The sequence below is a fragment of the Halococcus sp. PRR34 genome (assembly GCF_028617175.1).
Lineage (GTDB): Archaea > Halobacteriota > Halobacteria > Halobacteriales > Halococcaceae > Halococcus > Halococcus salifodinae.
Window position 1 is genome coordinate 1 of the sequence record NZ_JAQJDA010000011.1, and the last position, 23,754, is coordinate 23,754.

Here is a 23,754-nt window from a genome sequence, read left to right on the forward strand (position 1 = left end):
GCAGTTGCTCGGTACCGATTTCTCCACCGAATTCACGTCTCAGAAGTAGTCAACTGGCGTGCTTTGTGAGGTACTGAAACTCTATTGCTCCAAGGTCAACGAGTTGCTCAAGCATTCCGCCGAGAGCAGCGCGTTCATTGGTCATGTACGACTGCTGTCGGCAGGATGCCGTAATCTCCGTGACTCGGTTCCGCTACGCTACACAAGAGCGGTTCTGTTTGCTATCCCTCACTCGGCCAGAGGCACTTCGATTCGGTCGTGGATAGGTCCTTCACGATCTGTGAGATGCTGTGGGCTCCGATTGTTTGCAATGGCAAGCGCCTCGGCAACGATACTATAGGCTATCTGGTGAGGTGAATCGCCACCGAGGTCGAGACCGATGGGCGTATAGATGCGACTCGTATCGTCTTCGGTAATCTCGACACTTTCATCGGCGAAGTCCTCAAGCATCTCCTCGAAGCGCTCCTGTGGACCCATCAGACCGATATACTGAACGGGTGTGTCGATGAGATCTTCGACCGCGAGGCGGTCATCGATAAAGTTGTGGGTCATCACGATCACATAGGTGTCGTCATCGAACTCGATGTTGTCCCCGATGTCCGTCGGCGAGGTCGCGCGAACGGCGTCGGCCGCGGGGAAGTTCTCACCGCTTGAAAGTGCACCGCGGAAGGTGACGACTGTGACCTGAAAATCGACCTGTTTTGCGAGTTCCACCACCGGATTGACATCGGGTCCCGATCCGACCACGACGAGATTCGACGGTGCTTCGATGCCCTCGACGAACACCTCAACGGTCCCGTCGTCGGTTTCGACGCCCACTGTGTCCGTCTTCCCCCGTTCGAGGAGGGTCGCCGTCGGCTCCCGAAGTTCTTCACACAGCCAGCCGGGCAGGTTGTCTGAAAATTCCGTCTCCGGGTCGTAAAAACCACGCTCTCCGAGCGGGCGGTCGCCATCAGTGACGGTCACGACACCGCAGTCGCCGCCGTTCGTCACGCGCTCTACAACCGGCCGATAGCTCTCATCGAGCGGTTCGAGGAGGACGGTAATAATCCCGTTACAGCCCATGCCGAGACCCCAGATGTCATCATCGCCGGTGAGGTCGTAGGTTTCGATACGGGGCTGGCCAGCGTCAAGGACGTCGCCAGCGAGTCCCCTGACCTCGTCTTCGAGACAGCCGGCAGTGAGGCTGCCAGCACTGTCGTCGCCCTCGATGAGCATTTTCGCGCCGGGACGACGGTAGGCGCTCCCTTCGACATCAATGATCGTCGCCAGCACGGCGTCGACGTCTCGGTCGAGTGTCTCGCCGATGGCGGACAGTACCTCGGTTTCGGTCATTTTCCAGCTCGTGTTTGTCATCGTTTCGTTGGATGTGATTTGGGGTCAGTACTCAATCAGGCTTTCTCCCGTCGAGCGTTGTGTTTGTAGCCGATACGGGCCGTTGAGTCCCTGTCGGCGGAGTTGACGGGCGATTTCGCTAAAGTCCGATGAACCGCCGAATGTGAATTACCCATCGAGATACGACAGTGCGGCAGCCATCCCACGGGCAGTCGGCTCGTAGGCCGCCTCGGCTCCGAGCGGTGCGAGTCCACCGCCCGGCCCGTCCTCGGGTAGCTTTGCGGGTCCGCTCGCATCGAGACCGGCAGTGAGTCGTCACCAGAACTCGGCGAACAGGTCGTCGAACGACGATTTGTCGGGCTGTTCGGTGATGAGACATGCCCGGAGCGCGACGCGTGCGCGCTCGTGTTCGTGCCGGCGTTTGCAGGAACGTTTACGCCGGCCCATCGGAGTGTGCGCACGAATCGGATGTTCCACAGTTCGTCGTGCACGTGGTCGCGTGCGGCGACGAAATCCGGAACGGATTCTTCGATGTTTGCTTTGCTAACCATCAGTCTGCCTCCGCGCGGGCGGTTTCTGCGGCGTCGCAGAGTGTTGCGAGCAGGTCGTCATCGACGCGCTCTACGTCTTTGATTTCCTTCAGCAGACAACCCAACGTGTTCTGGATTTCCTCGTGGCTCAGGGTTCCGTTCTCGCTTTCGTGACGGAGGGCGGCGACCGCCCGCGCCCAGTCGATGGTTTCTGCTGCTCCCGGTGGTTTGAGCAGTGGTTCTTCGCGGAGCCGTCCGGCTATCGCACACAATTCAGCGGCGACTGCTCCATCGAGTTCGGGGACTTTGCGTTCGAGAATCGCCCGCTCTTTCTCGAACGACGGTGGCGCGACGTGCAAAAACAGACACCGGCGCTTCAGCGCGTCACTCAGTCCTCTCGTGCGGTTCGAGGTGATGACGACGACTGGCGGTGTTGTCGCGCTCACCGTGCCGAGTTCGGGCACGCTCACCTGAAAATCCGAGAGAATTTCGAGCAACAGCGCCTCGAACTCCTCGTCAGCCCTATCCACCTCGTCGATGAGGAGTACCCGTGGGCTGTCGCCCCGCAACGAGCGCAGCAGAGGCCGCTCTAAGAGGTACTCCTCGCTAAACATCGACTCGTCCGCGTCGGCGGTCCCCTCCGCTGTCTGCATCGAGAGCAGTTGCTTCGTGTAGTTCCACTCGTACAGCGCACTTTCTGTGGTGAGTCCCTCGTAACACTGGAGGCGAACCAGTTCGGCGTCGAGCCCACCCGCGAGGACTTTGGCGAGTTCGGTCTTGCCGGCTCCGGGTTCGCCTTCCACGAGCAGGGGTTTACCGAGACGAAGCACCAACTCAACTGTGGTAACGATATTATCGCCGGCAACGTAGTCCTCACTCTCGAAGGCCTGCCGAACATCGGTCTCGGTTACGTCATTGAACGCCGAGGGCGTTCGTTCGCTCATGGTGTGTTCTTCGTCATTCATACACGTAGCCCTCTCGTTTGCACCGCATCACCGGGATGCAGACACGGCGAATCGGCGTCGAATCTGATGGAACACGTGGTTCAGTCGGCTGCAGCGGACGCGGAATCGGCGTCCATCGCCGACGTCAGCGCTCGCTCAGTATACACCTCCAGTAGCTGGGCCCGGAATTCGTTCGAAGCTTGCAAGTCGTCCATCATCATCGCTACGTCGAGGTCGTCGCCAGCGTGTCCAGCGGCCGCTTCGATACTATCGTCATCGAGTGAGCCACCCGCGAGCGCATCCTCGACGGATTCAAGTCGCACTCCGTGGTCCATCACGCCGTTCGCGCCGACGCTCGCGGATTCGACAGTATCGTCGTCGGTATCGAGCAGTGCGGCGACGCCGACCATCGCGTAGCCCGAGGATGGACTCGGTTTTTTCGCATAGGTCCCGACCGCGCCATCCGCCGACGGAATCTCCACGCGTGTGAGGAGTTCGTCCGGCGTGAGGTCGGTCGCGTACATCCCGAAGAAGAAATCATCGGCCGGAATCGAGCGCTCACCATCTGGCCCTTCGGCAACGAGCGTCACATTCGAAGCGAGTGCCGCCGCTGGGAGGTCGGCAGCAGGGTCTGCATGGGCGAGATTACCACCGAGTGTTCCGCGATTGCGGACCTGTACGTCACCGACTTGCTGGGCCGCTGCTGCGAGCGCGGGCGCGTGCTCGGCCACTTCGTCGGAGTCGGTGAGGGCACTATAACGCTCCATTGCGCCGATTGAGAGGGTGTCATCGTCTACCTCAATGCCATGCATCGCATCAACACCGCTGATGTCGATGAGCACCTCGGGACTCGATAATCCAGTTTTCATCGCCGGCAGAAGACTGTGCCCACCCGCGAGCAGTTCTGTCTCCGCATCCGAGTGTTCATCGAGCAGGTCGAGCGCTTCCCCGACGCTTTCTGCCGTGTAGTAATCGAACTCGTCTGGATACATCACTCATCACCTCCTTTTCCACCATCAGACCTTCGGTCTGACGAGGCTCGCCTCGTTTCACTCGGCTCACCACCGTCCGCAGCAGCATTCTCGTTTACCGCCTGCCAAACCGATTCATTAGAGAGCGGCATATCGATGTGGTCGACGCCGAACGGCTGGAGCGCGTCCGTGACCGCATTGACGACCGCCTGTGGAGCCGCGATGGTACCTGCTTCACCCACACCTTTGACGCCGAGCGGGTTGTGTGGGGAAGGTGTCACCGTGCTATCGGTTTCCATTCTGGGGATGTGTTCGGCTTTCGGCACCGTGTAGTCCTGCATCGAGCCGGTAGTGAGTTGGCCGTTGTCGTCGTAAACCGCGCCCTCGTACATCGCCTGTCCGATGCCCTGTGCAACCCCACCGTGAACCTGCCCCTCCACGATTTTGGGGTTAATTTGCGGGCCGACGTCATCGACCGCGACGTAGTTTTCGAACTCGATTTCGCCAGTCTCCGGGTCGACTTCCACGACTGCAACATGCGTCCCGAACGGGAACACGAAGTTGTCGGGGTCGTAGAAGGAAGTCTCCTCAAGCCCTGGCTCGATGCCTTCCGGCATATCGTGTGCCAGATAGGCCTGTCCGGCGATCTCTTGGATACCCATCGAACGCTCTGGCGCACCGGCGACCGAGAACTCGCCGTTCTCGAACTCGATGTCCCCTTCACCTGCTTCCATGAGGTGGGCAGCGATTTTCTTCGCCTTTTCGACCACTTTCTGCGAGCTCGTCGCTAGCGCGCTTCCGCCGACGGCCGCCGAACGCGAGCCATAGGTCCCCATTCCTTGGGGTATCTCATCAGTGTCACCTTCGACGATTTCGATGTCGTCGTAGGGGATTCCCAACTCATCAGAGACGATTTGGGCGTAGGTCGTCTCGTGGCCCTGTCCGTGACCCGACGTGCCACAGAAGGCCGTGACTTTCCCAGTAGGGTGGACGCGGACAAGACCGCTTTCCCACAGTCCTGCCTGCGCGCCGAGTTGGCCCGCAAGTTCGGAGGGTGCGAGTCCGCACGCCTCGATATAGTTCGAAAAGCCGATACCGAGATACCGGCCCTCCTCGCGGAGTTCTTCCTGTCGCTCGCGCAGGTCGTCGTAGCCGACCATATCGAGAGCCTTGTCGAGTGCCGGTTCGTAGTCGCCGCTGTCGTAGGAAACCGCCACCGGGGTCTGATGTGGGAAGTCGTCCTCGGGAATGAAGTTCTTCCGTCTGAACTCTGCCGGGTCCATCTCCATCTCGCGCGCGCCGAGCGTTATCATGCGCTCAACGACGTACAGCGCTTCCGGGCGGCCGGCCCCGCGATAGGCGTCGGTCGGCGCATTGTTCGTAAACGCGCCAATGACGTGACAGTGAATCGCTGGAATATCGTACTGACCCGACAGCAGTGTCCCGTAGAGGTAAGTCGGAATAGCCGGCGCGAACGTCGAGAGGTACGCACCCATGCTCGCGTAGGTTTCGACGCGCATCCCGGTAATCACGCCGTCCTCGTCCATCGCTAACTCGGCGTGCGTGTCGTGGTCGCGGCCGTGCGTCCCAGTCAAATAACTCTCGGAACGGGTTGCGGTCCACTTCACCGGTCGTTCGGTCTCTTTCGCACACCACGAGACGAGTGCTTCGTCGGGGTAGTGGGCGATTTTGTTTCCGAATCCGCCACCCACATCGGGAGCGACGACGTGGATTTTGTGCTCTGGCACGTCCAACACGCCAGACATCAACTGGCGGTGGAGATGCGGGTTCTGAGAGGTCATGTGGAGTTCCAACTCCTCAGTCCCCGGCTTGTACTCGGCCATCGCTGCCCGCGGCTCCATCGGATTCGGAATCAACCGCTGGTTTTCCAAGTCCACCTCGGCTGTGTGAGCCGCACTTGCGAACGCCTCATCGGTGGCGTCCGCATCCCCGATTTCCCAGTCGAATGCTTGATTACCGGGCACGGTGCCGATTTCTTCGTCGTCTTCGGTGTCGGTGGGGTCCTCGGTCGGTTCGTGAAGCACCGGAGCGTCATCCTCGACGGCTTCTTTGGGGTCGGTAACCGCATCGAGCCGATTGTAATCGACGTCGATTGCCGCGACCGCGTCGTGTGCAATGGCGTTTTCCTCGGCGACCACGACCGCGATACCGTCGCCCTGATAGCGCACCCGGTCTTTTGCGAGAATCGTGTGCGAGGGCGTCTTCAGGTCCGGGAGCAACCATCCGGTCGGCACTTCACCGGGAACGTCGAGGTCGTCTGCGGTATAGACACCGACCACTCCATCCATTGCTTCGGCCGTGCTCGTGTTGATATCGTTGATTTCGGCGTGGCCGTGCTGACTTCGAAGGACGGCCATGTGGGTCATCTCCGGGCGCTGGATGTCGTCGGTGTATTCGGCCTCGCCCGTGATCAGCGAGGGGTCCTCGCGGCGCTCGACCGACGAGCCGAGCACCGATTCGATGTCGAGTTCGTCAGATTCGATTGTTTCGCTTGACATTCAGTCGTCCCCCTCTACCTGCTTTGTCCTTCCAGAAGACTCGCTTCGCTCGTCTTCTGACGTTCGCGTGCCTTCAACGGGCTCACCGCCATCAGCTGCCGCTTCGGCACCACCGTCCATCTCGTCGGCGGCGAACTCGACGGCGTTAACGATGTTCTGATAGCCGGTACACCGACAGAGGTTGCCCTCGATGGCTTCCCGAATCTCCTCTTCGTCCGGGTTCGGGTTCCGTTCGAGGAGGTCGTTCGCCGCGAGCATCATCCCCGGCGTACAGTAACCACACTGAAGCCCGTGTTCTTTCTGAAATCCCTCCTGAATCGGAGCGTAGGTGCCATCCTCGGCGAGTCCTTCGACGGTACCGATCTCGCTGCCGTCGGCCTGTGCCGCGAGCACCGTACAGGATTTTACTGCATCACCATCTAAATGCACAGTACAGGCTCCACAAGTCGAGCTTTCACAGCCGACGTTTGTGCCAGTATAGCCCAACTCTTCGCGCAGGGCGTGGACGAGCAGTGTTCGTGACTCGACAGTGAGTTCGTGTTCCGTACCGTTGACCGATAGTTCGATGTCGTGTTCTGTCATGTGTCAGTTTCCTTCCGACCGACCGAGGATGCGGTCGACGATGCCGCGGTCGTCGTCATTCGATTCGGCCGACTCTGCTTGCTCAACCTCGCCGCCTTCGGCGATTTCGCGCTCGCGGATTTCGTCCTGCACCGACGAGAAAAACCGCTTCACGACTTGGTTCGCCGCGGGGTTGATGACGCGCTGGCCCATCTGCGCGATGCGGCCGAACACCTCGGCTTCGGCCGTCCAATCGACTTCCACCCCGTCGTCGGTCGCGTCGAGGTCCATCCACGCGGTCATCTCGAAGGAGCTATCGCCCGCTGAGCCTTCGCCGCCGGCCTCCATGTAGGGCTGGTCGCGCTCCTCGATTGTGACAACCGTCTCGAAGGTCGGATTTACCGGGCCGATGCTAATACCGATGACGCCGGCGTAGTGATTCCCCTGCTCGAACGCGCGCTCGGCGATGGTCTCTGGGTCAGAGGTCGGTTCGACATCGCGGTCCCCGTGTTCCTCGCGCAACGCGTCGAAGTCGACATCCGTGTCCTCAACTTCGACGAGAAACTGGCAGCCAGGTAGCGCGTTCTCGATCATTACCGGATCCGAGAGCGCGAGCCATACCTCCTCCGTTGTCGTATCGTTAAGTTTGAATGTTCCACTGAATTTCATAGTGTCTCACTGTCCTTGGTCCGTAATTACAAGCTATCAATCACCGATCAACCATTCCATTTAAAATGGTTTGTTTCGTGATTGTTCTATTGGTTAGCTAGTGAAGTCGGTACAGACTGGGATTCCGAGTGTGTTGAAGTCAGTCATCGCAGCCAGTTCATCTGGAACTTCGTGGATATCGATCGTCTTGTTGACGAGCGTTGCCGGGTCAAGCTTGCTTGACTCGATCATGTCCAGCATCTCACTGTAACGCGAGGGCTGGAGACCGAGCGAGCCGTGGAAATCGATCTCCTTGGAGACGAAGTCATCGACCGGCAGTGGAACCATTCCCTCTTCTTCGGAAGTGGTCAACCCGATCTGAACGTGCGTTCCTCCCTTGCGGAGGCTATTGACTGCGTTCTGACACGTCGTTTTGATACCAAGTCCGTCGGCAGAAACATCTGCTCCACCGTTAGTGATATCTTGGACTTCGCCAGCGGGATCGTCGACTTCGGAAGCGTTAACCGTAGCGACCGCACCAAGTTCTTCGGCCTTGTCGAGGTTCTCGTCTTTGAGATCCACCCCGATTACATTACCACCAAGCGCATCAGCGATGTGGACGGCTGAAAGACCGATGCCACCACACCCGTGAATTACCACGTCATCACCGGCGCTCACGGGTGCGCGATGCGCCATCGCGTGAAACGAGGTCATGAACCGGCAACCACACCCCGCAGCCGTTTCGGCGTCGATACTGTCTGGGAGCGGCACGGCGTTGACATCGGCGTGTGGGATGTGAACTTCCTCAGCGAATGCACCGGGGGCTTGGTTCATGAACCCAAGCCCAACGTGGTTCTCACAGATGTTCTCGCGACCGTTCCGGCACAGGTCACAAGTACCACACGCGAGGTTGAACGGAATTGCGATTTCTTGACCCTCTTCGACGGTTTCAACATCCTCACCGACGGAAACGATTCGGGCAGTGGGTTCATGGCCAAGAACGTGTGGCGGATCAGGCCGGTATCCGAACCAGTCCCAATCTCCCTGCCAACAATGCCAATCTGATCGGCAGACACCACACCCAATGAGTTTGGCGACAGCCCCATCGGGTTCTGGTTCAGGACGGTCAACGTCCTGGACGGTCAACGGCTCCTGAAACTCCTCCAGTACTACTGCCTGCATGGCAGTTACACCCATATCCGATCACATAATAAAAGTTTTGGAAAAATACGTATGAGTTCGGACAGTAAGATTATTTTGAAATGTTGAAACCCATTTTGAGATTATAATATCTTCACAGAAGGGCCGCTTATGAGGAAATATGATCTGAATATCATAAGTTTGTCGTGTGTGTGTGTGGAACCTACACTATCTAACACTACTTCTGGGTCTAGTCGGAGATCAGCTAAAGCACAGCGCGGAGCCTCCTTCCTTAAGGAATCGTTCGAGACGGCTCGCCGTCTCATGATGACGAGAGAGCACGCCCACCGCGCGATGGCTCGTCTCGGAAAGCGGGAACGAGCGTGGCGCAAGCAGTATCTCCACACCACGGCGAACGAAATCGTGACCGAAGCTGTAGAGACCGACTGCGACGTTATCGTGTTCGAAGAACTCGACGACATCCGCAAACGCTCGTCGTTCGCGGACTGGCACCACATCTGGGCCTTCCGGTGGTTGTTCGAGTACGTCAAGTACAAAGCACCGGAACGTGGTGTCTCGGTCGAAACTGTCGAACCGAATCACACCAGCCGACGGCGTTCGAAGTGTGGATTCACGCACAAAGACAACCGCGACGGCACCGAGTTTTGGTGCCGTTCGTGTGGGTATGCACTGAACGCGGACTACAACGCGGCGAAGAACGTCGGGCTTCGGTACGCCCGCAAACGGTACCATAGCCTCCGCTCCCGGACTTTTGCCGGGAGCGGAGACGCACCAGTAGACGTGCGTATAAATCGTGGGACGATGACCGACGACGGTCCCCGGCCTTCCGCCGGAGATTGATTGCCGAGAGTCCACATGAAAGCCCCTCCCTTCGGGAGCGAGCCGTCAGGCAAGTGAGCAGGGAGGAGAGGTTTACGCAGGAAAGACGGTTTTGTCAATATAGAATCAGAAAATCTTATGCGTCAGGGTGGGTATGAGATGATAATACGTGGCACCCAACTCTCAGCCGTCGGCCGAGAGTTCACAAGAGGTCATTGAGAGACATGAGCAAGCTGCACAAGAGCTGATTCAAGACCGAGAGCTTCAACTATATATCGAAGGTGAGTGGGTAGACAGTACCGGTAGCGAACTATTAGACATTTACGACCCGACCACTGGGAGAAAACTGGCGACAGCTCAGGCCGGAAATGATGCTGACATCGAACGAGCTGTTACAGCTGCGTGGCGTGGCTTCGAGACTTGGGATGATAAATCGGTAGCCCAACGACAAGTTATTCTTTCAGAGATAGCGAAGCGAATCGAAGCCCGACAGGAAGAGTTCGCAAGGCTTGATGCACTTGATAACGGCAAACCATTAGTAGAAGCCCGAGATGACATTGATCTTGTTGTAGATCATTTTCGGTATTTTGCAGGTGCGGCCCGGACGTTGGAAGGAACAACTATCCCCGCAGAAAATGACCAACACATAGAGACGGTTCGGGAGCCGTATGGCGTCGTCGGCCAAATAATTCCCTGGAACTTCCCATTATTGATGGCCGCATGGAAGCTTGCGCCAGCTCTGGCAGCAGGAAACGCTGTAGTGTTGAAACCTGCCGAAGAAACCCCATTATCATTAGTTGAATTCATCCACGAAATCGACGATCTCATTCCAGATGGACTACTGAATATTGTCACTGGCTACGGTCCCGAGGCTGGTACATCGCTCGTTGAACACCCGCGCGTGCGCAAGATTGCGTTCACCGGATCAACGGAGGTCGGTCGCGGCGTAATGAAGGGAGCAGCGAATACTCTCAAAGACATATCCTTGGAATTGGGTGGCAAAAGTCCACTTATCATTTTCCCAGATGCGGCTCTCGATCGAGCGGTTGAGGTCGCCATCGACGCGATGTTCTACAACGCTGGGGAGTGTTGCTGTGCGGGGACACGGTTGTTTGTCCATGAATCACTATGTGATGAATTTACTCAAAAATTCGCCGACGCTGCGGATGATATCGTCCTTGGCGATCCTTTGCTTGAAAAAACTGAGATGGGTCCGAAAATATCGCCAAGACAGGTTCAAAGAACTGAACGATATATTCGTCTTGCTGAAGAGGTTGGTGGTCGAATTGTCACTGGTGGCAAACAACTTGAGGATGGGCGACTCGCTGGCGGATACTTTGTTGTTCCAACGGTTGTTGAGGGTGCACCGCACAGAACGCGCGTTGCCCAAGAAGAAATTTTCGGCCCAGTAGAGCTTGTGTTCGAATGGAGCGACTATGGTAATCTAATAGATCGAGTCAACGATGTCAGCTTTGGTCTCGCTGCTGGCATCGTTTCTGAAAATATTTCCACTACTCGGCGTGCTGCTCGCGATATTGAGGCTGGGAACATCTGGGTAAATCAATATAACGAATTCCCAGCTGGCCAGCCATTCGGTGGGTACAAACAATCCGGTATCGGTCGGGAAATAGGCAAAGAGACAATCAAGGCATACACACAGACAAAGACGCTAAATTTCAAAGTCGATTGATATGCCATCTTCTAGTATTGATTATCTAAATCAACTACACATCTATCAGGTGCCAGACGCTATGCTTCGAATCTTGAGAAAGGTTTTTAAGTACGGTCTTACAATATGAGGATGATAACCGATGGGTGTTTCAGAGGATTCATTTGATGATGATCTCACACCCAGAGATATCATCCTCCTCAAAGCAAGAGTTGGAAATCCAACTGCATCAGTCCGAAAAATTCGCGATATACTTGAGGATGAATACGGAATCTCGCTATCACACAATCGTGTAAATGAATTACTCCATGAGATGGAGACGGACGAGGTATTACAGACGCAAGTAGTGCCTAATGTAGAGCTTTTTGACTATTATCTCTTCCGTATTGCGTTCCATTACCCAAATTTCGAGGAACAGTGGGAAGAATGCTATTGGGAATTGAGCGAAGACCCACATGTGGTGTTGTTCACTAATGCTGACGACTACTACCACTGGATCCTTATTACCCAGTTTCACGACGACCGCGGAGCCGAGCAATGGATGCACCACTTCTTCAAGAATCACGGCGATCTAATTGCGCAGTTTGATAACACCAAACTGCCCTCAATACACAAATTCTATACCTCCGCTGATGTTCTCAACGAGCGACTGTGGGAAACCGAAGAAGGTCGTGAATACCTCCAGAATTCCCGCGACAAAGGCGAGAACAGTGACTCTGCTTTAATTGAACACGAAGACAACTCTCCCCAAACAATTTCTCCCTGGGAAGAGAAAACCGACTAACGCGCCACGGCACTATTAGTCACGATCATAATTTCGGCGAGGAGAACCCAGCTGACAACTAAATGTCATCCATTGCGAATCAACACGAAAACACAGTTTTCGAAACTGACCAGAAGATCCGGCCACCTGCGATTCGCTGATTCAGCCCAGCTGGGTTTGGAATATATGATGGATGATTGTCAGATTACAAATTTTGCTATAAGCGATAGATTAGAGTATATTCTAATATATTAGCCAATCATGGCCGACAGTCTCGTGGTGATTGGAACAGGTTATGCAGGTACAAAGGCGGTGCAACAACTGGAACAGAATACCTCTGATGTCAACATTACGTGGATTGGCGAGAATCAATATCATTTAGTACTCCATGAATCACATCGGATCATTCGAGATCCCACTATCCAACAGAAAATCACAATTCCGGTGAAGAATATAAAATCAACAGATACCGATTTCATTGAAGGTGAAGTTACTAATATTGATACTGGGGCTCGATCAGTCGAGCTCAGTAATGGAAACACTATACCATACGACTACGTACTGGTTGCAATAGGGAGCCAAACCGCGCACTACGGGATTCCTGGTTTGAATAATCATTCAATCGCGTTGAAATCATTAGAGGATGCGTTAACAATCCATAAACGAATCTTTACCGAAACAAACCTCGAATCTAGCGAAAAACCAACGCAAGTCCTTATTGGTGGAGCTGGACTCTCGGGTATTCAAGTTGCGGGTGAAGTTGCAAAACTACGAGATGAGGCAGGAATCTCTATCGAGATTACGCTTCTGGAAGCTCTTGATGAAATCTTGCCAGGGCACAGTTCCGATCTTCAGAAATCAGTGCGGAAGCAACTCATCAAAGCCGATATAGACATTCAAACCGGGAATCCACTTTCCAAGGCAGGAAATGAATATGTACATCTAGAAAGTGATGAGAAATTACTTTATGACATCCTAATCTGGACAGGAGGGATTACCGGTCATGATATCATGGAGTCCATTAATGTTGAGAAGGACCACAACCGAATTAAAACGGATACAACATTCAAAACCAGTGACGATCGCATATTCACTGTTGGTGACGCTGCCCTAGTCGAAAATGGTGAAAATCCGGTACCACCTACTGCCCAAGCTGCATGGCAAGCCGCCGATGTTGCTGCTAATAATATTGAGCGTTCTCTCCAAAACAAACCATTGAGACACTGGACGTATGAGGATAAGGGAACACTCATTTCAATTGGAGATAAAGCCATTGCTCATAATGTCTCGAATATCCCATTTCCAACATTCGGTTCTTATCCGGCACAATTTCTGAAAAAATTTGTTGCAGCACGATGGATTGCTGGACTAACTTCATGGTATCACGCTAGTAGTGCCTGGGGTGTGTTATAATTCTCATAAACCAATAAGTGAGATAGGACTGATTGTAGTAATGAAATGTTGTGATATTCATGTACCTGAAGTCGGGCAGGTGGTTTCCTAATGCACGTCCAGTCTAGAAATCTATATCGGCAGTCTAAATTTCATAGGTGGTCATGAATGACGAATCCCACCTAGCCGACTTCAGGTACTATGAATGACGATAGTAGCAATTCGCTGGTTAACGGCCTTCTCATGTACAAATTTCGGGGAACCAGAATAGCAGCTGACTGAGTTATATAGCGGGATATGATGTAATATTTGCGCCGTCCTGCGTAATCGGCTTGTTCTTATCGCGATCTGAACGGGGATGACTGGTAGTCAAAGCGATTATCTCTGGTCTAGCTGCCTACTGGGCATGGGGAATCCACATGCTCAACATCAGGCTTCAAGAAAAATTCAGTCTAGGAGGATTGGTATAGAACCAAACTTGGAGATACTAGACGATGGCTGGGTTCGCGTTGCTGACCCATTGGAGTACACGAACTCACTCGTCTCGGAGACGATGGACGGCATCCAGCGCTACATCGCAAACGTCGACGAGCGGCCGGCCGACGAGATCGAGCGGGCTGACCCGGCGCTCGGAGGGCTTGCTGCACAAGTGCTTGGCTCGGGTGAGGCAACCCACGTCTACATCTACACGACCGATATCGCTGCCGGTGAGGGTGCAGAGACGGTGCTCGGGAGCGAGGGGTATGGCGACTCCGTGACGTTCGTCAACGGCTTCAGCTTTATCGACGATCTTGTCAAAGACGATTGATCGAAGAACTCCGCTTAGGAAGCAGGGTGATCGACCACACTATTGATCCTGCATAGTGTGTTTGGACACCCTAATCGCATTGCGATTTAGTGTATAAAGCGCGTGTATTTTCCTGTTGGTTTGGGAAACTACTGTTTTCTGTACTCACATTCGCAAGCATACGATAGCTAATCGTCAACCGAATAAGCACAGATAAGAGCGGGCCTATTTCTACGCGTCTACTTGTTCGCGGCTAATAGAGTGGACAACTAGCGATAGTATTGAGCCGACGACTACCTGCCGGGGTCAACCAACTGAACCGGGTGCTGGCTCGACCGCTCTAGCAACGACTCCAACTGTTCGAGACAGGACGTTCCACTCGCTACGACAGTGCGGTCGCGTGCATTCTCGGCTTGGAACTGCGATTCGAGTTCGTTGCCGACATCCATGCTCAATTCATAGTATTCGCGCTTGTAGCCAAAGGAACCGGCCATTCCACAGCACTCGGTCTCGGAGGTCAATACGTCGTAGCCGAGTTCATTGAGGACGGCCACGGTGTGGGCTTCGAGTCCGAGCGTTCGCTGCTGGCAGTGACTGTGGTAGGCCACCCGTTCGCCGTCACCTGCTCGCAGTTCTCGACCGCTCGCCCCGTTTTCGAGCAGTCCGTAAACGTACTCCATGATTTCGTAGCTGTTGCTATCGAGACGTTCTGCGGATTGTTCGGGCAGGAACTTTTCGTACTCGCCGGCGAACATGGCGAGATCGGAGGGTTCGATGACCACTACGTCCCGTCCGGCGTCGATGTGCTCTGCGAGGTCGGCGTAGGCGTCGTGAGCGTGGCGTTCAGCAGTCCCAATCATTCCCTGCGAGAGCGGAGCACGCCCGCTGGACGCCACCTCGGGAATTTGTACTGAGACGCCGAGCGCTTCCAGAACGCGGACGGCGGCCTTCCCGCGCTCGACTTGGACGTGATTGGTGTAGGCGTCGGGATAGAGTACGGCTTCTCGACTTGCATCAGTCGGTGAAATGCGCGAGCCACCGCGCGCCTCGAACCACTTCCTGAGCGTTTCGCGCCGAAATTTCGGGAGGTCGCGCCGGCGGTCGATTCCCACGAATCGCTCCATGAGCATCTGCGCAGGTTTGGTCTCAGCCAGCCAGTTCGACATCGGCGCGGTGGCGCTGCCCAGTTTGGCGAGGGTCGCGTAGTTACCGAAAAACCGTTTCTGGAGGTCCATTCTACCGGGTTCCTCATCGGGCGTCAACCCCTCCACCAGGAAATCGAATTCCGTTGCATCCTCATGGTTGATACGGTCCCTGACGACCGTGTTTATCCATGGGATATCGATTTTCACGGGACATGCATTCACGCAGCGCGAACAGCCCGTACAGAGGTCGTTGAACTCGGCGGCGCTTTCCTGACTGTGGACGCCGGCCTCCCAGCCGGTGGCGATGCCGCCGGAGTACGTCTCGCCGCCGAAGGCATGGCCGCCGACGTGCTGGAAGTTCGCACACGAGTTCGCGCACGCCGAACACCGGATACAATACAGTGTTTCCCGGAGTTGGTCGTCCTCGCGCATCTCCATGCGGCCGTTGTCGATGAGCACGAGGTGGAACTCACGGTCGTCACCGGGACCGAGTTCGCCTCCCTCGTCGAAAGTCGGTGAGTCGCCGGGCGGCGTGAAAAGCGATATGTAGGAGGTGATGTCCTGTCCGGTCCCCGATCGGCCGACGAGTTCGACGAACGGCTGGAGGTCCTCGACGGTCGGGACGAGTTTCTCTACGCCCGCGACCGCAACATGAGTGTCCGTCGCCTGCACGCACTTGCGGGCGTTGCCTTCGCTTGTGACTAGCGCGAGTGTGCCGGTGTCCGCCGTGATGAAGTTCGCGCCCGTCATTCCGACCTCGGCGTCCATGATCTTCTCGCCGAGATACTCGCGGGCGAACTGTGTCAGCTCCTCGGCGGTTTCGAGGGGCTCTTCCGGGTCGAAGTGCGCATTGAACAGGTCCGCAATCTCCTCGCGGGACTTGTGGATGGCCGGTGCGACGATGTGTGACGGCGCTTCGTCGGCAACCTGCAGGACGAACTCGGCGAGGTCGGTCTCCCAGACGTCCGCGCCGCTGGCTTCGAGAGACTCGTTCACCTCGATCTCCTCGCTGGTCATCGACTTCGACTTCACGACGTCGCGGCCGCCGGCGACCTCCGTTATATATCGGTTCGCGTCGGCGGCGTCGTCTGCGAGATAGACTGTCCCGCCGTTGGTTTCAACCGCCTCGGTAACCTGATCGAGGAGTTCGGGCAGGCGTTCGATGGTGTCCTCCTTGATCGCGCGGGCCTCGTCTTTGAGGCCGTCGTAGTCGTCGAGATCCGTAGTGGACTCGTAACGACCATCGTTGAAGACCTGAGTGTTCTCGTGGACGTTGTTGCCCTCTGTGTCGAGGAGGTGGCGGATGTGTTCGGCTTTTCGCTGGCGGTCATCGACGCTCATCTACCTGTCCTCCAAGAGAACGACGGTGACGTCCATCGGGCCGTGAGCTCCCTTCACGAGCGCGCCCATGTCTGCCGTAGCGCTCGGCCCGGTCGCGATGATGGCCTGTCCGGTGCCGCTACGGATGTCCTCGGCGAGCCGATCGAACGTCGTGTCCATATCTGGGAGGACATCGCTGCCGGCGATGACGGCGACGTGTTCGTCGGCGTAGAGGCTAACCGGTTCCTCGCCGTCAGGGCCGCCCTGGATGACCACGGAGCCGTAGTCGGCAATGGCGTATCCGGCAGCGGTGACGCCGGTTTCCGCAGTTTCGAGTTCCTGCACCGTCGGATCAGTCTCTACGGTATCCGGCAGGGAGACGTTCTCGAACGGAAGCTGAGTGCCGACCGCGGGAGCGTTGAGAAGCGGAATAAGCGCCGACTCGAACTGGTCAGAAGTCGTCTGAACGAGTTCGACCCCGACCTCGCCGAGGGATGACTCGAAGGTCGTGATTGGTTCGGCGGACATGTGGCGGACGTTTATGAAACAGCCTAATGGGTGTTTCCCTCCACGCATTTTTACGACAGAACATTCCAGGTATTTGATTATACACCCTCACCACCCACGGCGGAATTTGATGGAAGATACCAAATGAAAATATGGCCACATATGCCTGTTGTTCGATGGCGAAACATAGTCGAAATCTGTAACCATGCCTGATGTGCTTACACTGGCGCTCGTCGGTGTCGTTCCGATCGGCGTCGCATTGTATTGTCCACTGGGCTCCGGTGGTCAGCGGCCCACACGATGGGGGTTAGGTGGCTGCTCGCGGCTGGTATCGAACCACGCACTGAAATATCTGAAGTCAGCCAGCCCGATTCGTCCTGTATGACTGCCTACGAAAGCTAGGCAAATATCATAAATTCGAATACAATCGTGTATGAGCGATTTACCTACCGGACTTCAGGAACACGAACACTACCAACCCAACGGGGCGAGCCCCGGGATCACGCATTCACCCGGATCGAGGCGCTATCGAAGCTCGGATCGGCGTTCATGCCGTTCTCGAACCTCGTCACGACGATTCCGGGCGCTTGGGTCGTGATGGAGCGGACGGGCGGCATCGCGTGCGAACGATCGCTATCGATGTTTCACCGGCGCAGGTTTGCGGAGTGGTTTGAGCAGCGGGGCGATTCGCGGGTTCCCACGGCTGGAAACGATCGGCGGGTGTTGCTGTTCCAGCGTACTCAAATCGACGACAGGCCAGGCATAAAGGGTGAGCCACCCCATCCCGTGGAGAAACTCGCCGCGGCGCTGTCCCAACCGGACTGACTCACCCACCCCGGTTGGCCTGCCGGGCTGTGACCGGACTACCGGTCGGCGAGGAATCGCCGGAGACTGGTGTAGGGATCGAACCCGAGTGCGCCGTGGCGTTCGACCGCATACCCCCGGCGACGGCCGAGGCTGGCCAGCGCGTCGGTCAGCGCAGTCACGTCGACAGGCGCGTGGACCCGGTAGGCGTAGGGCGGACCCGCCAAGACGTCGATGGCCACCTTCGGACGACCGACGAACCGGCCGTCGTAGATCCTGAGGAGTTCGATGTCGGCGTACGCGATCCGGTGGGTTCGCTCGGCCATCTCGACAAGCCCCCCGATGCCGGCCTCGCGGTACCGCTCCGCGGCCGCCGCCCCGACCGCGTGGCGGTCGCGGAGGATGCCGGAAAGCGGTGTCAGGTAGCGATACTCCGGCACGACGAGCGTGTCGTCGGTGAACAGTAGGTCCGCTACCCGGAGGGGGAAGGCCCCGGCCATGACGCGGTGGACGTGGACATGGACCGCAGGCGGGCCGTCGCTCACGCCGACTCACCGCCTGCGATCCCTCGCCGGAAAAAGAGGAGGCCACCGCCGACGAACAGCACGCCGGCAAGCGTGCCGGTGAGGACAAGCCAGAGGCCGGCGGCGACGCCGACCACACCGAAAGATAGCGACAGCGGTCGGCGGACGCCGTCCCCGGCGCGCAACCACAGTTCGGCGGCATAGGTCAGGACCATCCCCGCAAGCACGGCCGCGACGACGAGCATCCGCACCGATCGGGAGAGCGGTGCCGAACGCACGAACAGGGTGGCCGCGACGCCGCCGGCGTAGATCCACAGGCGGCGGTCGACGACCCGCCGGATCGCAGGCGTCGCCATCAGGGGAGATACCACGCCGATTCGTCGGCCCGGTCGACAGTGTCGCGTTTCGTTCGCTTCCCGCGGACGGACGTGGCGATGACCGCTAGCTCTACGATGACGAATGCAGCGAACAGCGCATACCCCCCGACGCCGCTGCCGATCATGGCGGGGTCAGTGTCGAATACCGCCAGCCCGAAAGTATCGGTGAGCACGTTGCCGATCAGCAGGACGCTGAAGTAGCCGAAAAAGCCGCTCGCCCACCACTGTGTGACCACCCGAAACCAGCCGGGCTGGGTGTGTTCGGGGAGTCGACAGGTGTTGACGACAAGCAGGAGGACGGTGTACGGCCACATCATCACCCCGGACATTGCCGCGGAGATCACCAACAGCCCGAACGGCTGCTCGATGGCGATCGGGAGCGAGAGGATGACGATTCCCCAGAGGGTGAACACTGTCAGCAGCCCCCAGAAGATCCGCGGGAGGCTCCAGCCAGCACCCCGGCCGTACAGTTCGTAGATGACGTCGGCGCTGTTGCGGACGAACGACTCAATGATCGCGTACTCGGTGGTCAAAAGCGCCAGAAACAGCGTCGTGAAGAGGAGCGCGCTGCCGAACGCGCCGACCTGCGGGGCGACTACTTCGGTCCACATGGCGACGCCATCGTCGGTCGTCCCCTGTGCGTACTCCGCCGCGGTGGCCATCAGCATCGTCGCCGCGACAAGCAGGCCGACCACGAACGTCAGGAAGTGTTCGAGCTGTACGAGCCGCCACCACCCCCGCCACCGGCGCAGGTTCGTCACCGTCGGCGGGAATGTGAAGCCGTCCCGCTGGACCGGTTCCGGGTCGTCCCCGACGATGGGATTCTTGATGCGGCCTTGGTAGCGGCCCATGCCGTAGCCCTTCTCGCGGGCCCAGAGGCTCTGTGAGAGGTTCAGATAGCCGCCGGCCCCAGCGTAGGCGAGCCCACCGAGGAAGACGGCGATGTCGCTGCCGGGCGGGATCGCGCCCACGCTGGCGACGCCCCCGGGGACCTTTGCGAGCTCGTTGACCGACCCGAGCGCCACGAACAAGACGACGGCGAACACGACCGAGAGCGAGACGAGCACGATCTGGAGCCGTTCGACGACGTTGTACATCAGCGGCGTGAGCTGGTAGGTCAGCCAGATGAGCACCATTAGGACGATCCCGAGCAGCCGCCAGGCGTCGAGTTGCACCGCCCCTAAGTCGAGCATCAGCGATTCGATTCCGAGGCCGATCGCCCCGATGTTGGCGGCGCTTGCGGCCCAGCCCGGCCAGCCGAGGCTGATGAATCCCAACACGAGGAAGGAGAGCGGCCAGAGGCGGTGGAGCCGTTCGAATCCCCGGAAGATCGACTCGCCCGTGGCAAGCGTCCAGCGCTGGATCTCCGTGTTCACGAAAAACTGCGTGAGGACGCCGACGAAGAACGCCCAGTAGAGCACCCAGCCGTGCTGGGCGATCAACACTGGCCAGAACAGGGTCTCGCCGCTCCCGAGCGACGCGCCGAGCATGATCGCGCTCGGGCCGAGGACGTGCGATAGCTTCGGGACGCGGGGGAGGTCGAGTACCCGGTAGCCGCCCTCGTCGCGCCCACGGACCGGATACGCCTCGGCCTCCGGCGCGACGTCAAGGTTATCGTAGGCCGTCGGGACGTAGGAGCTCGCACGGTAGACGTGTCCCTCGTCTTCCGAGGCGTAGACATCGCCGTCGCTCACCATCCGTTGGTCGTCGCTCATGAGTGTTGTTCACAGCCGAGACGCCGGCTCGTGGTTCTCACGTGGCCCGTATCACAGGACACCGGCAATAAAGCGTTCGTTCATGTGTAGTACATTATCGATGCAATTTCCTCCTGCGATTCCATCGGCTCTCCGATGAATTGTGGTCTGCCCTGAGAACCACTCTGTGCCCTGATTGCTACACGCACTTTGGTCGGGGGACTCTATCAACGATCTCCCACAGATGAGCGTAAAGCGTTTATCCCCCGAGGAAGTGCCAGACGTGGGCGCGTTCCTCCGGCGGGTCGACGCCCGGAAGTTGGGCCAGCGCCGGCTGGATAGCGTTCCACCAGCCCTCGGCGGTCTCGTACTCGGCAGGGTACTCCGAGAACACCTCTTGAAGGAAGTCCGATTTCTTAGCTTCCGGGTGCTCCTGCAGGTACTCGTAGGCGGCACGGAGGGCGGCCTGACGCGATTCCAGCGTCTTGCCGGTGCCGGGGAGGTCAACGTCCTCAACCGGCGGTCCGGCGGACGGCTCGGCCAGCACCCCGTCGAGGGGGTCCGTGATGGGAATCCACCACACCCGGCTACGGGAACCGACCTTCCGCGTCTTGAGGGTCCCCCGATCGACGAGCTCGTTGAGCTTGTTGTGGGCCGTGCGGCGGGAGCATCCGACAGTCTGAATGACGTCGCTTGCCGTCACCGGCCGTGCGTGATCGTCGCGGCCCTCGAAGACCGAAAGCACGGCGTCAAGCGGGATGTGATCAGCGTGGCGGGCGTTCCCCTTCGCTTCGCGCCCTTGGGCCATATACTCTCATGTGGACGAACCGTCAAAGGGCTGTTGACCGAGCTACCGGCGTCGCGCTTCCGTGAACCCCGGAATCGCCTCAATACGTGTGCACCGGCGCTTCACACGAGTGTACCAGCTCTTGCACACGTATGCATTAGTCGTGCATACGTGTGTGCGCCGATAATCCGCCCACTGAGACGCTGTTCGAGCCAATGTCCCGATCGTTCCTATTCCGCTGGTCCGCCGCCGAGAACCGCGGATGCGCGAGGGAGAACACCGAAGCGAGCGGCCCCGAATCGGATCCGATAGCCGGCAAATCGAGGCGATACGAGTGAGAACACGGCGGAAACTAAGGCGTACCGACGGGTCCGACTCCTGCGGGGAACAATATCTGTGGGACCGATGACTGATTTCTACCAAAAGTATAAGTGATGTCGTTTCTGTTCTATTTTCATGCCAGACTTAACCGGGATGGCAGCCAGAACGGCATCGACAGGTGTACGTACATTGGAGGCGGGAGTCTCACGGCGACGCTCCTGTATAGACTGTAGGAATATCATGTTAACAATGGTCAATCGGCGTAGAAAGATGGCCAGTATGGCGAGAAATCGGATGATTCCGGAATTGAACAGTCATTCATTCGATGTGTTCCACTACGCTACAGGAAAACGACTAGGGGAGAAGACTCGCCATGGCTGACTTGGCACTCGTCTCGTTAGCGCTACTGCCACTGGTGGCGATCACCGTGCTCATGGTGATTCTCTACCAGCCGGCGACGCGCACTATGCCGATCGCGTGGGCGATCGCCATCGCCGTCGGGTACGTCGGCTGGAATATGTCGCCGGAACTGATCGCGGCCGCATCGATCGCCGGCGTCTTCACAGCTACCGAGATTCTGTGGATCGTCTTCGGCGCGATACTGCTGTTGTATACACTGAAGCAGTCCGGCGCGTTCGACGTCATCAACGACGGCTTCTCCTCAATCAGCGACGACCGGCGTGTTCAGGTCGTATTGCTCGTTTTCCTCATGGGCTCGTTCATCGAGGGCGCGGCTGGCTTCGGCACGCCTGCAGCCATCGTCGGCCCGCTGCTGGTAGGCCTCGGCTTCCCGCCGTTGGCGGCCGTGGTCGTCGCGCTCACGGGCAACCTGATGGCGATCACCTTCGGCGCGGTCGGGACGCCGCTCATCATTGGTCTCGAAGAGGTCTTCAGCCAGAACACCGCGATCCAGTCCACGATACAGGATCAGGGATTAACCGTTACCGAGTACGTCGCAGATGTCGCCATCTGGGCGGCGTCCATCCACGCGGTCGTCGGCATCGTACTCCCCTTTATTGGCGTGGCGATGATGACGCGCTTTTTTGGCGAAGAACGCTCGATCAGGCCGGCGCTGGAGGTGCTGCCGCTGACACTGTTCGCGTGGGCCTCCTTTGCTATCCCGTACTGGGCGACTGCATACTTCTTAGGGCCGACCTTCCCCGCGTTGTTAGGCGCGATGGTCGGATTGCTCGTCACAGCAACGACGCTTCGGGCCGGTTACCTGCTTCCGGACGACGAGTGGGACTTCGGTCCCCGGGAGAGCTGGCCGGGCCACTGGGTAGGCGATATCGAGCCCGGTGAGAGCACCAGGGGCGGGCAGACGGTCGCGGCCGATGGCGGAACCGTCGAAGCCAGCCCGGATCGGCGGATGTCGCTCGGGATGGCGTGGCTTCCGTACGTCCTGACTGCCGCGTTACTCGTCGTGACACGGGTCTGGGACCCGCTGCAGACATTCCTGACGTCGAACCTGATCATCGCGTGGAACGATATCTTCGGGACGGGGCTTGGCGGATCGTTCCGGACGCTGTACCTGCCGGGTGCGATCTTCGTCCTTGTGAGCATCCTGACCTACGGGCTCCACGGAATGGACACCGGAGAGATCACTGCCTCCTGGAAGGAGACGGTCCAGAAGATCCTGCCGGCGGTGATTGCGCTGTGGTTCGCGGTTGCGACGGTCCAGATCATGATCAACTCCGGGCAGGCTGGGGAACTCGACAGTATGCTCGTGATCCTCTCGGACCTGACGGCGAACGCCGCAGGCGCGATTTATCCATTCTTCGCCGCGCTTGTGGGCGCATTCGGTGCGTTCATCGCGGGGTCGAACACGGTCAGTGACATCCTCTTCGGGACGTTCCAGTTCAACGCCGCCCAAAACATCGGCGTACCGACCCAGATCGCCGTCGGCGCACAGGCGGTCGGCGGTGCGATCGGGAACCTCATTGCGATCCACAACGTCGTCGCCGCGCTGGCAGTCGTCGGCCTCGTCGGCGAAGAGGGACGGGTCATCCGCTTAGAGTTGATCCCGTTGGCCTACTACGCGACGGCTGCAGGGTTGCTGACGCTATTGTTCAGTTACATCGTCGCTCCGGGGGCGTTTTGAGGGGCCGGTTGTTCACACTCTCCGAGCCCACATCGACACCATGTCACACGATATATACGTCTCATCTGAGGGGGA

21 protein-coding genes are annotated in these 23,754 nt (G+C 57.9%); 7 read left to right on the forward strand and 14 right to left on the reverse strand.

Features of this window, described 5'->3' with window-relative positions; translation table 11 throughout:
- Positions 1–228: 228 nt before the first annotated feature.
- The 8 genes from PHA81_RS13300 to PHA81_RS13335 form a co-directional block, all read right to left on the reverse strand.
- Positions 229–1,335 (reverse strand): XdhC/CoxI family protein, encoded by a 1,107-nt coding sequence (locus tag PHA81_RS13300; protein ID WP_005046785.1) that lies wholly within the window; start codon positions 1,333–1,335, stop codon positions 229–231.
- A 315-nt stretch (positions 1,336–1,650) separates the two neighbouring features.
- Positions 1,651–1,782, reverse strand: coding sequence for a hypothetical protein (locus PHA81_RS13305; RefSeq protein WP_273837087.1), 132 nt, complete (start codon positions 1,780–1,782; stop codon positions 1,651–1,653).
- Positions 1,783–1,885: 103 nt separating this feature from the next.
- Positions 1,886–2,809, reverse strand: coding sequence for a MoxR family ATPase (locus tag PHA81_RS13310; protein WP_049910538.1), 924 nt, complete (start codon positions 2,807–2,809; stop codon positions 1,886–1,888).
- 101 nt (positions 2,810–2,910) lie between these two features.
- Positions 2,911–3,801: a xanthine dehydrogenase family protein subunit M gene (locus PHA81_RS13315; RefSeq protein ID WP_005046781.1), complete on the reverse strand. Its 891-nt coding sequence runs from the start codon at positions 3,799–3,801 to the stop codon at positions 2,911–2,913.
- On the reverse strand, positions 3,801–6,299 hold the full coding sequence (locus tag PHA81_RS13320) for a molybdopterin cofactor-binding domain-containing protein (RefSeq protein ID WP_005046780.1): 2,499 nt from the start codon (positions 6,297–6,299) through the stop codon (positions 3,801–3,803). The genes PHA81_RS13315 and PHA81_RS13320 overlap by 1 nt, the downstream gene beginning before the upstream one ends.
- Positions 6,300–6,881 (reverse strand): (2Fe-2S)-binding protein, encoded by a 582-nt coding sequence (locus PHA81_RS13325; RefSeq protein WP_005046778.1) that lies wholly within the window; start codon positions 6,879–6,881, stop codon positions 6,300–6,302.
- A 3-nt stretch (positions 6,882–6,884) separates the two neighbouring features.
- The gene (locus tag PHA81_RS13330) at positions 6,885–7,529 is read right to left on the reverse strand and encodes an SRPBCC domain-containing protein (protein WP_005046776.1); all 645 of its coding nucleotides are present in this window, start codon (positions 7,527–7,529) and stop codon (positions 6,885–6,887) included.
- Between the two features lie 93 nt (positions 7,530–7,622).
- Positions 7,623–8,690 carry a zinc-dependent alcohol dehydrogenase family protein gene (locus PHA81_RS13335; RefSeq protein ID WP_049910537.1) on the reverse strand — a complete coding sequence of 356 codons (1,068 nt, stop codon included), beginning with the start codon at positions 8,688–8,690 and terminating at the stop codon, positions 7,623–7,625.
- Positions 8,691–8,819: 129 nt separating this feature from the next.
- Between PHA81_RS13335 and PHA81_RS13340 the strand changes: the two genes are divergently transcribed.
- From PHA81_RS13340 to PHA81_RS13360, 5 genes are all read left to right on the forward strand, one after another.
- Positions 8,820–9,509: a transposase gene (locus PHA81_RS13340; RefSeq protein WP_273837090.1), complete on the forward strand. Its 690-nt coding sequence runs from the start codon at positions 8,820–8,822 to the stop codon at positions 9,507–9,509.
- A gap of 148 nt (positions 9,510–9,657) precedes the next feature.
- Positions 9,658–11,178, forward strand: coding sequence for an aldehyde dehydrogenase family protein (locus tag PHA81_RS13345; RefSeq protein ID WP_005046771.1), 1,521 nt, complete (start codon positions 9,658–9,660; stop codon positions 11,176–11,178).
- 121 nt (positions 11,179–11,299) lie between these two features.
- Positions 11,300–11,941, forward strand: a complete 642-nt coding sequence (locus PHA81_RS13350; protein ID WP_241430443.1) for a transposase — start codon at positions 11,300–11,302, stop codon at positions 11,939–11,941.
- 240 nt (positions 11,942–12,181) lie between these two features.
- Complete coding sequence (locus tag PHA81_RS13355; protein WP_005046766.1) at positions 12,182–13,333, forward strand: FAD-dependent oxidoreductase; 1,152 nt, start codon at positions 12,182–12,184, stop codon at positions 13,331–13,333.
- Between the two features lie 337 nt (positions 13,334–13,670).
- Entirely contained in the window at positions 13,671–14,120 is a 450-nt protein-coding gene (locus PHA81_RS13360; protein WP_273837095.1) for a hypothetical protein, read from the forward strand.
- A gap of 272 nt (positions 14,121–14,392) precedes the next feature.
- Here the strand turns inward: PHA81_RS13360 and PHA81_RS13365 are convergent, their stop codons facing one another.
- Entirely contained in the window at positions 14,393–16,585 is a 2,193-nt protein-coding gene (locus tag PHA81_RS13365) for an LUD domain-containing protein (RefSeq protein ID WP_273837097.1), read from the reverse strand.
- On the reverse strand, positions 16,586–17,092 hold the full coding sequence (locus PHA81_RS13370; RefSeq protein WP_273837099.1) for a lactate utilization protein C: 507 nt from the start codon (positions 17,090–17,092) through the stop codon (positions 16,586–16,588).
- Positions 17,093–17,500: 408 nt separating this feature from the next.
- On the opposite strand from PHA81_RS13370, the gene PHA81_RS13375 reads away from it, so the two are divergent.
- Positions 17,501–17,896: a hypothetical protein gene (locus PHA81_RS13375; protein ID WP_273837101.1), complete on the forward strand. Its 396-nt coding sequence runs from the start codon at positions 17,501–17,503 to the stop codon at positions 17,894–17,896.
- Between the two features lie 38 nt (positions 17,897–17,934).
- On the opposite strand, the gene PHA81_RS13380 is transcribed toward PHA81_RS13375, so the two are convergent.
- From PHA81_RS13380 to PHA81_RS13395, 4 genes are all read right to left on the reverse strand, one after another.
- On the reverse strand, positions 17,935–18,420 hold the full coding sequence (locus PHA81_RS13380; RefSeq protein WP_273837104.1) for a hypothetical protein: 486 nt from the start codon (positions 18,418–18,420) through the stop codon (positions 17,935–17,937).
- A complete protein-coding gene (locus PHA81_RS13385) occupies positions 18,417–18,755 on the reverse strand; it encodes a hypothetical protein (RefSeq protein ID WP_273837106.1) in 339 nt (112 codons plus the stop codon). Before PHA81_RS13385 ends, PHA81_RS13380 begins: the two co-directional genes overlap by 4 nt.
- Positions 18,755–20,491 (reverse strand): Nramp family divalent metal transporter, encoded by a 1,737-nt coding sequence (locus PHA81_RS13390; protein ID WP_273837109.1) that lies wholly within the window; start codon positions 20,489–20,491, stop codon positions 18,755–18,757. The genes PHA81_RS13385 and PHA81_RS13390 overlap by 1 nt, the downstream gene beginning before the upstream one ends.
- Positions 20,492–20,729: 238 nt before the next feature.
- Positions 20,730–21,278, reverse strand: a complete 549-nt coding sequence (locus PHA81_RS13395) for an ArsR family transcriptional regulator (protein WP_273837110.1) — start codon at positions 21,276–21,278, stop codon at positions 20,730–20,732.
- Positions 21,279–21,951: 673 nt separating this feature from the next.
- Here PHA81_RS13395 and PHA81_RS13400 point away from each other — a divergent pair.
- Positions 21,952–23,679 carry an L-lactate permease gene (locus tag PHA81_RS13400; protein WP_273837112.1) on the forward strand — a complete coding sequence of 576 codons (1,728 nt, stop codon included), beginning with the start codon at positions 21,952–21,954 and terminating at the stop codon, positions 23,677–23,679.
- Positions 23,680–23,754: the final 75 nt, after the last annotated feature.

What these genes read in the sequence shown, in the direction of transcription:
- PHA81_RS13300 (WP_005046785.1), bottom strand. Translation starts at nt 1,335, where the DNA reads ATGACCGAAACCGAGGTACTGTCCGCCATCGGCGAGACACTCGACCGA.
- PHA81_RS13305 (WP_273837087.1), bottom strand. Translation starts at nt 1,782, where the DNA reads ATGGGCCGGCGTAAACGTTCCTGCAAACGCCGGCACGAACACGAGCGC.
- PHA81_RS13310 (WP_049910538.1), bottom strand. Translation starts at nt 2,809, where the DNA reads ATGAGCGAACGAACGCCCTCGGCGTTCAATGACGTAACCGAGACCGAT.
- PHA81_RS13315 (WP_005046781.1), bottom strand. Translation starts at nt 3,801, where the DNA reads ATGTATCCAGACGAGTTCGATTACTACACGGCAGAAAGCGTCGGGGAA.
- PHA81_RS13320 (WP_005046780.1), bottom strand. Translation starts at nt 6,299, where the DNA reads ATGTCAAGCGAAACAATCGAATCTGACGAACTCGACATCGAATCGGTG.
- PHA81_RS13325 (WP_005046778.1), bottom strand. Translation starts at nt 6,881, where the DNA reads ATGACAGAACACGACATCGAACTATCGGTCAACGGTACGGAACACGAA.
- PHA81_RS13330 (WP_005046776.1), bottom strand. Translation starts at nt 7,529, where the DNA reads ATGAAATTCAGTGGAACATTCAAACTTAACGATACGACAACGGAGGAG.
- PHA81_RS13335 (WP_049910537.1), bottom strand. Translation starts at nt 8,690, where the DNA reads ATGCAGGCAGTAGTACTGGAGGAGTTTCAGGAGCCGTTGACCGTCCAG.
- PHA81_RS13340 (WP_273837090.1), top strand. Translation starts at nt 8,820, where the DNA reads ATGAGGAAATATGATCTGAATATCATAAGTTTGTCGTGTGTGTGTGTG.
- PHA81_RS13350 (WP_241430443.1), top strand. Translation starts at nt 11,300, where the DNA reads ATGGGTGTTTCAGAGGATTCATTTGATGATGATCTCACACCCAGAGAT.
- PHA81_RS13355 (WP_005046766.1), top strand. Translation starts at nt 12,182, where the DNA reads ATGGCCGACAGTCTCGTGGTGATTGGAACAGGTTATGCAGGTACAAAG.
- PHA81_RS13360 (WP_273837095.1), top strand. Translation starts at nt 13,671, where the DNA reads ATGACTGGTAGTCAAAGCGATTATCTCTGGTCTAGCTGCCTACTGGGC.
- PHA81_RS13365 (WP_273837097.1), bottom strand. Translation starts at nt 16,585, where the DNA reads ATGAGCGTCGATGACCGCCAGCGAAAAGCCGAACACATCCGCCACCTC.
- PHA81_RS13370 (WP_273837099.1), bottom strand. Translation starts at nt 17,092, where the DNA reads ATGTCCGCCGAACCAATCACGACCTTCGAGTCATCCCTCGGCGAGGTC.
- PHA81_RS13385 (WP_273837106.1), bottom strand. Translation starts at nt 18,755, where the DNA reads ATGGCGACGCCTGCGATCCGGCGGGTCGTCGACCGCCGCCTGTGGATC.
- PHA81_RS13390 (WP_273837109.1), bottom strand. Translation starts at nt 20,491, where the DNA reads ATGAGCGACGACCAACGGATGGTGAGCGACGGCGATGTCTACGCCTCG.
- PHA81_RS13395 (WP_273837110.1), bottom strand. Translation starts at nt 21,278, where the DNA reads ATGGCCCAAGGGCGCGAAGCGAAGGGGAACGCCCGCCACGCTGATCAC.
- PHA81_RS13400 (WP_273837112.1), top strand. Translation starts at nt 21,952, where the DNA reads ATGGCTGACTTGGCACTCGTCTCGTTAGCGCTACTGCCACTGGTGGCG.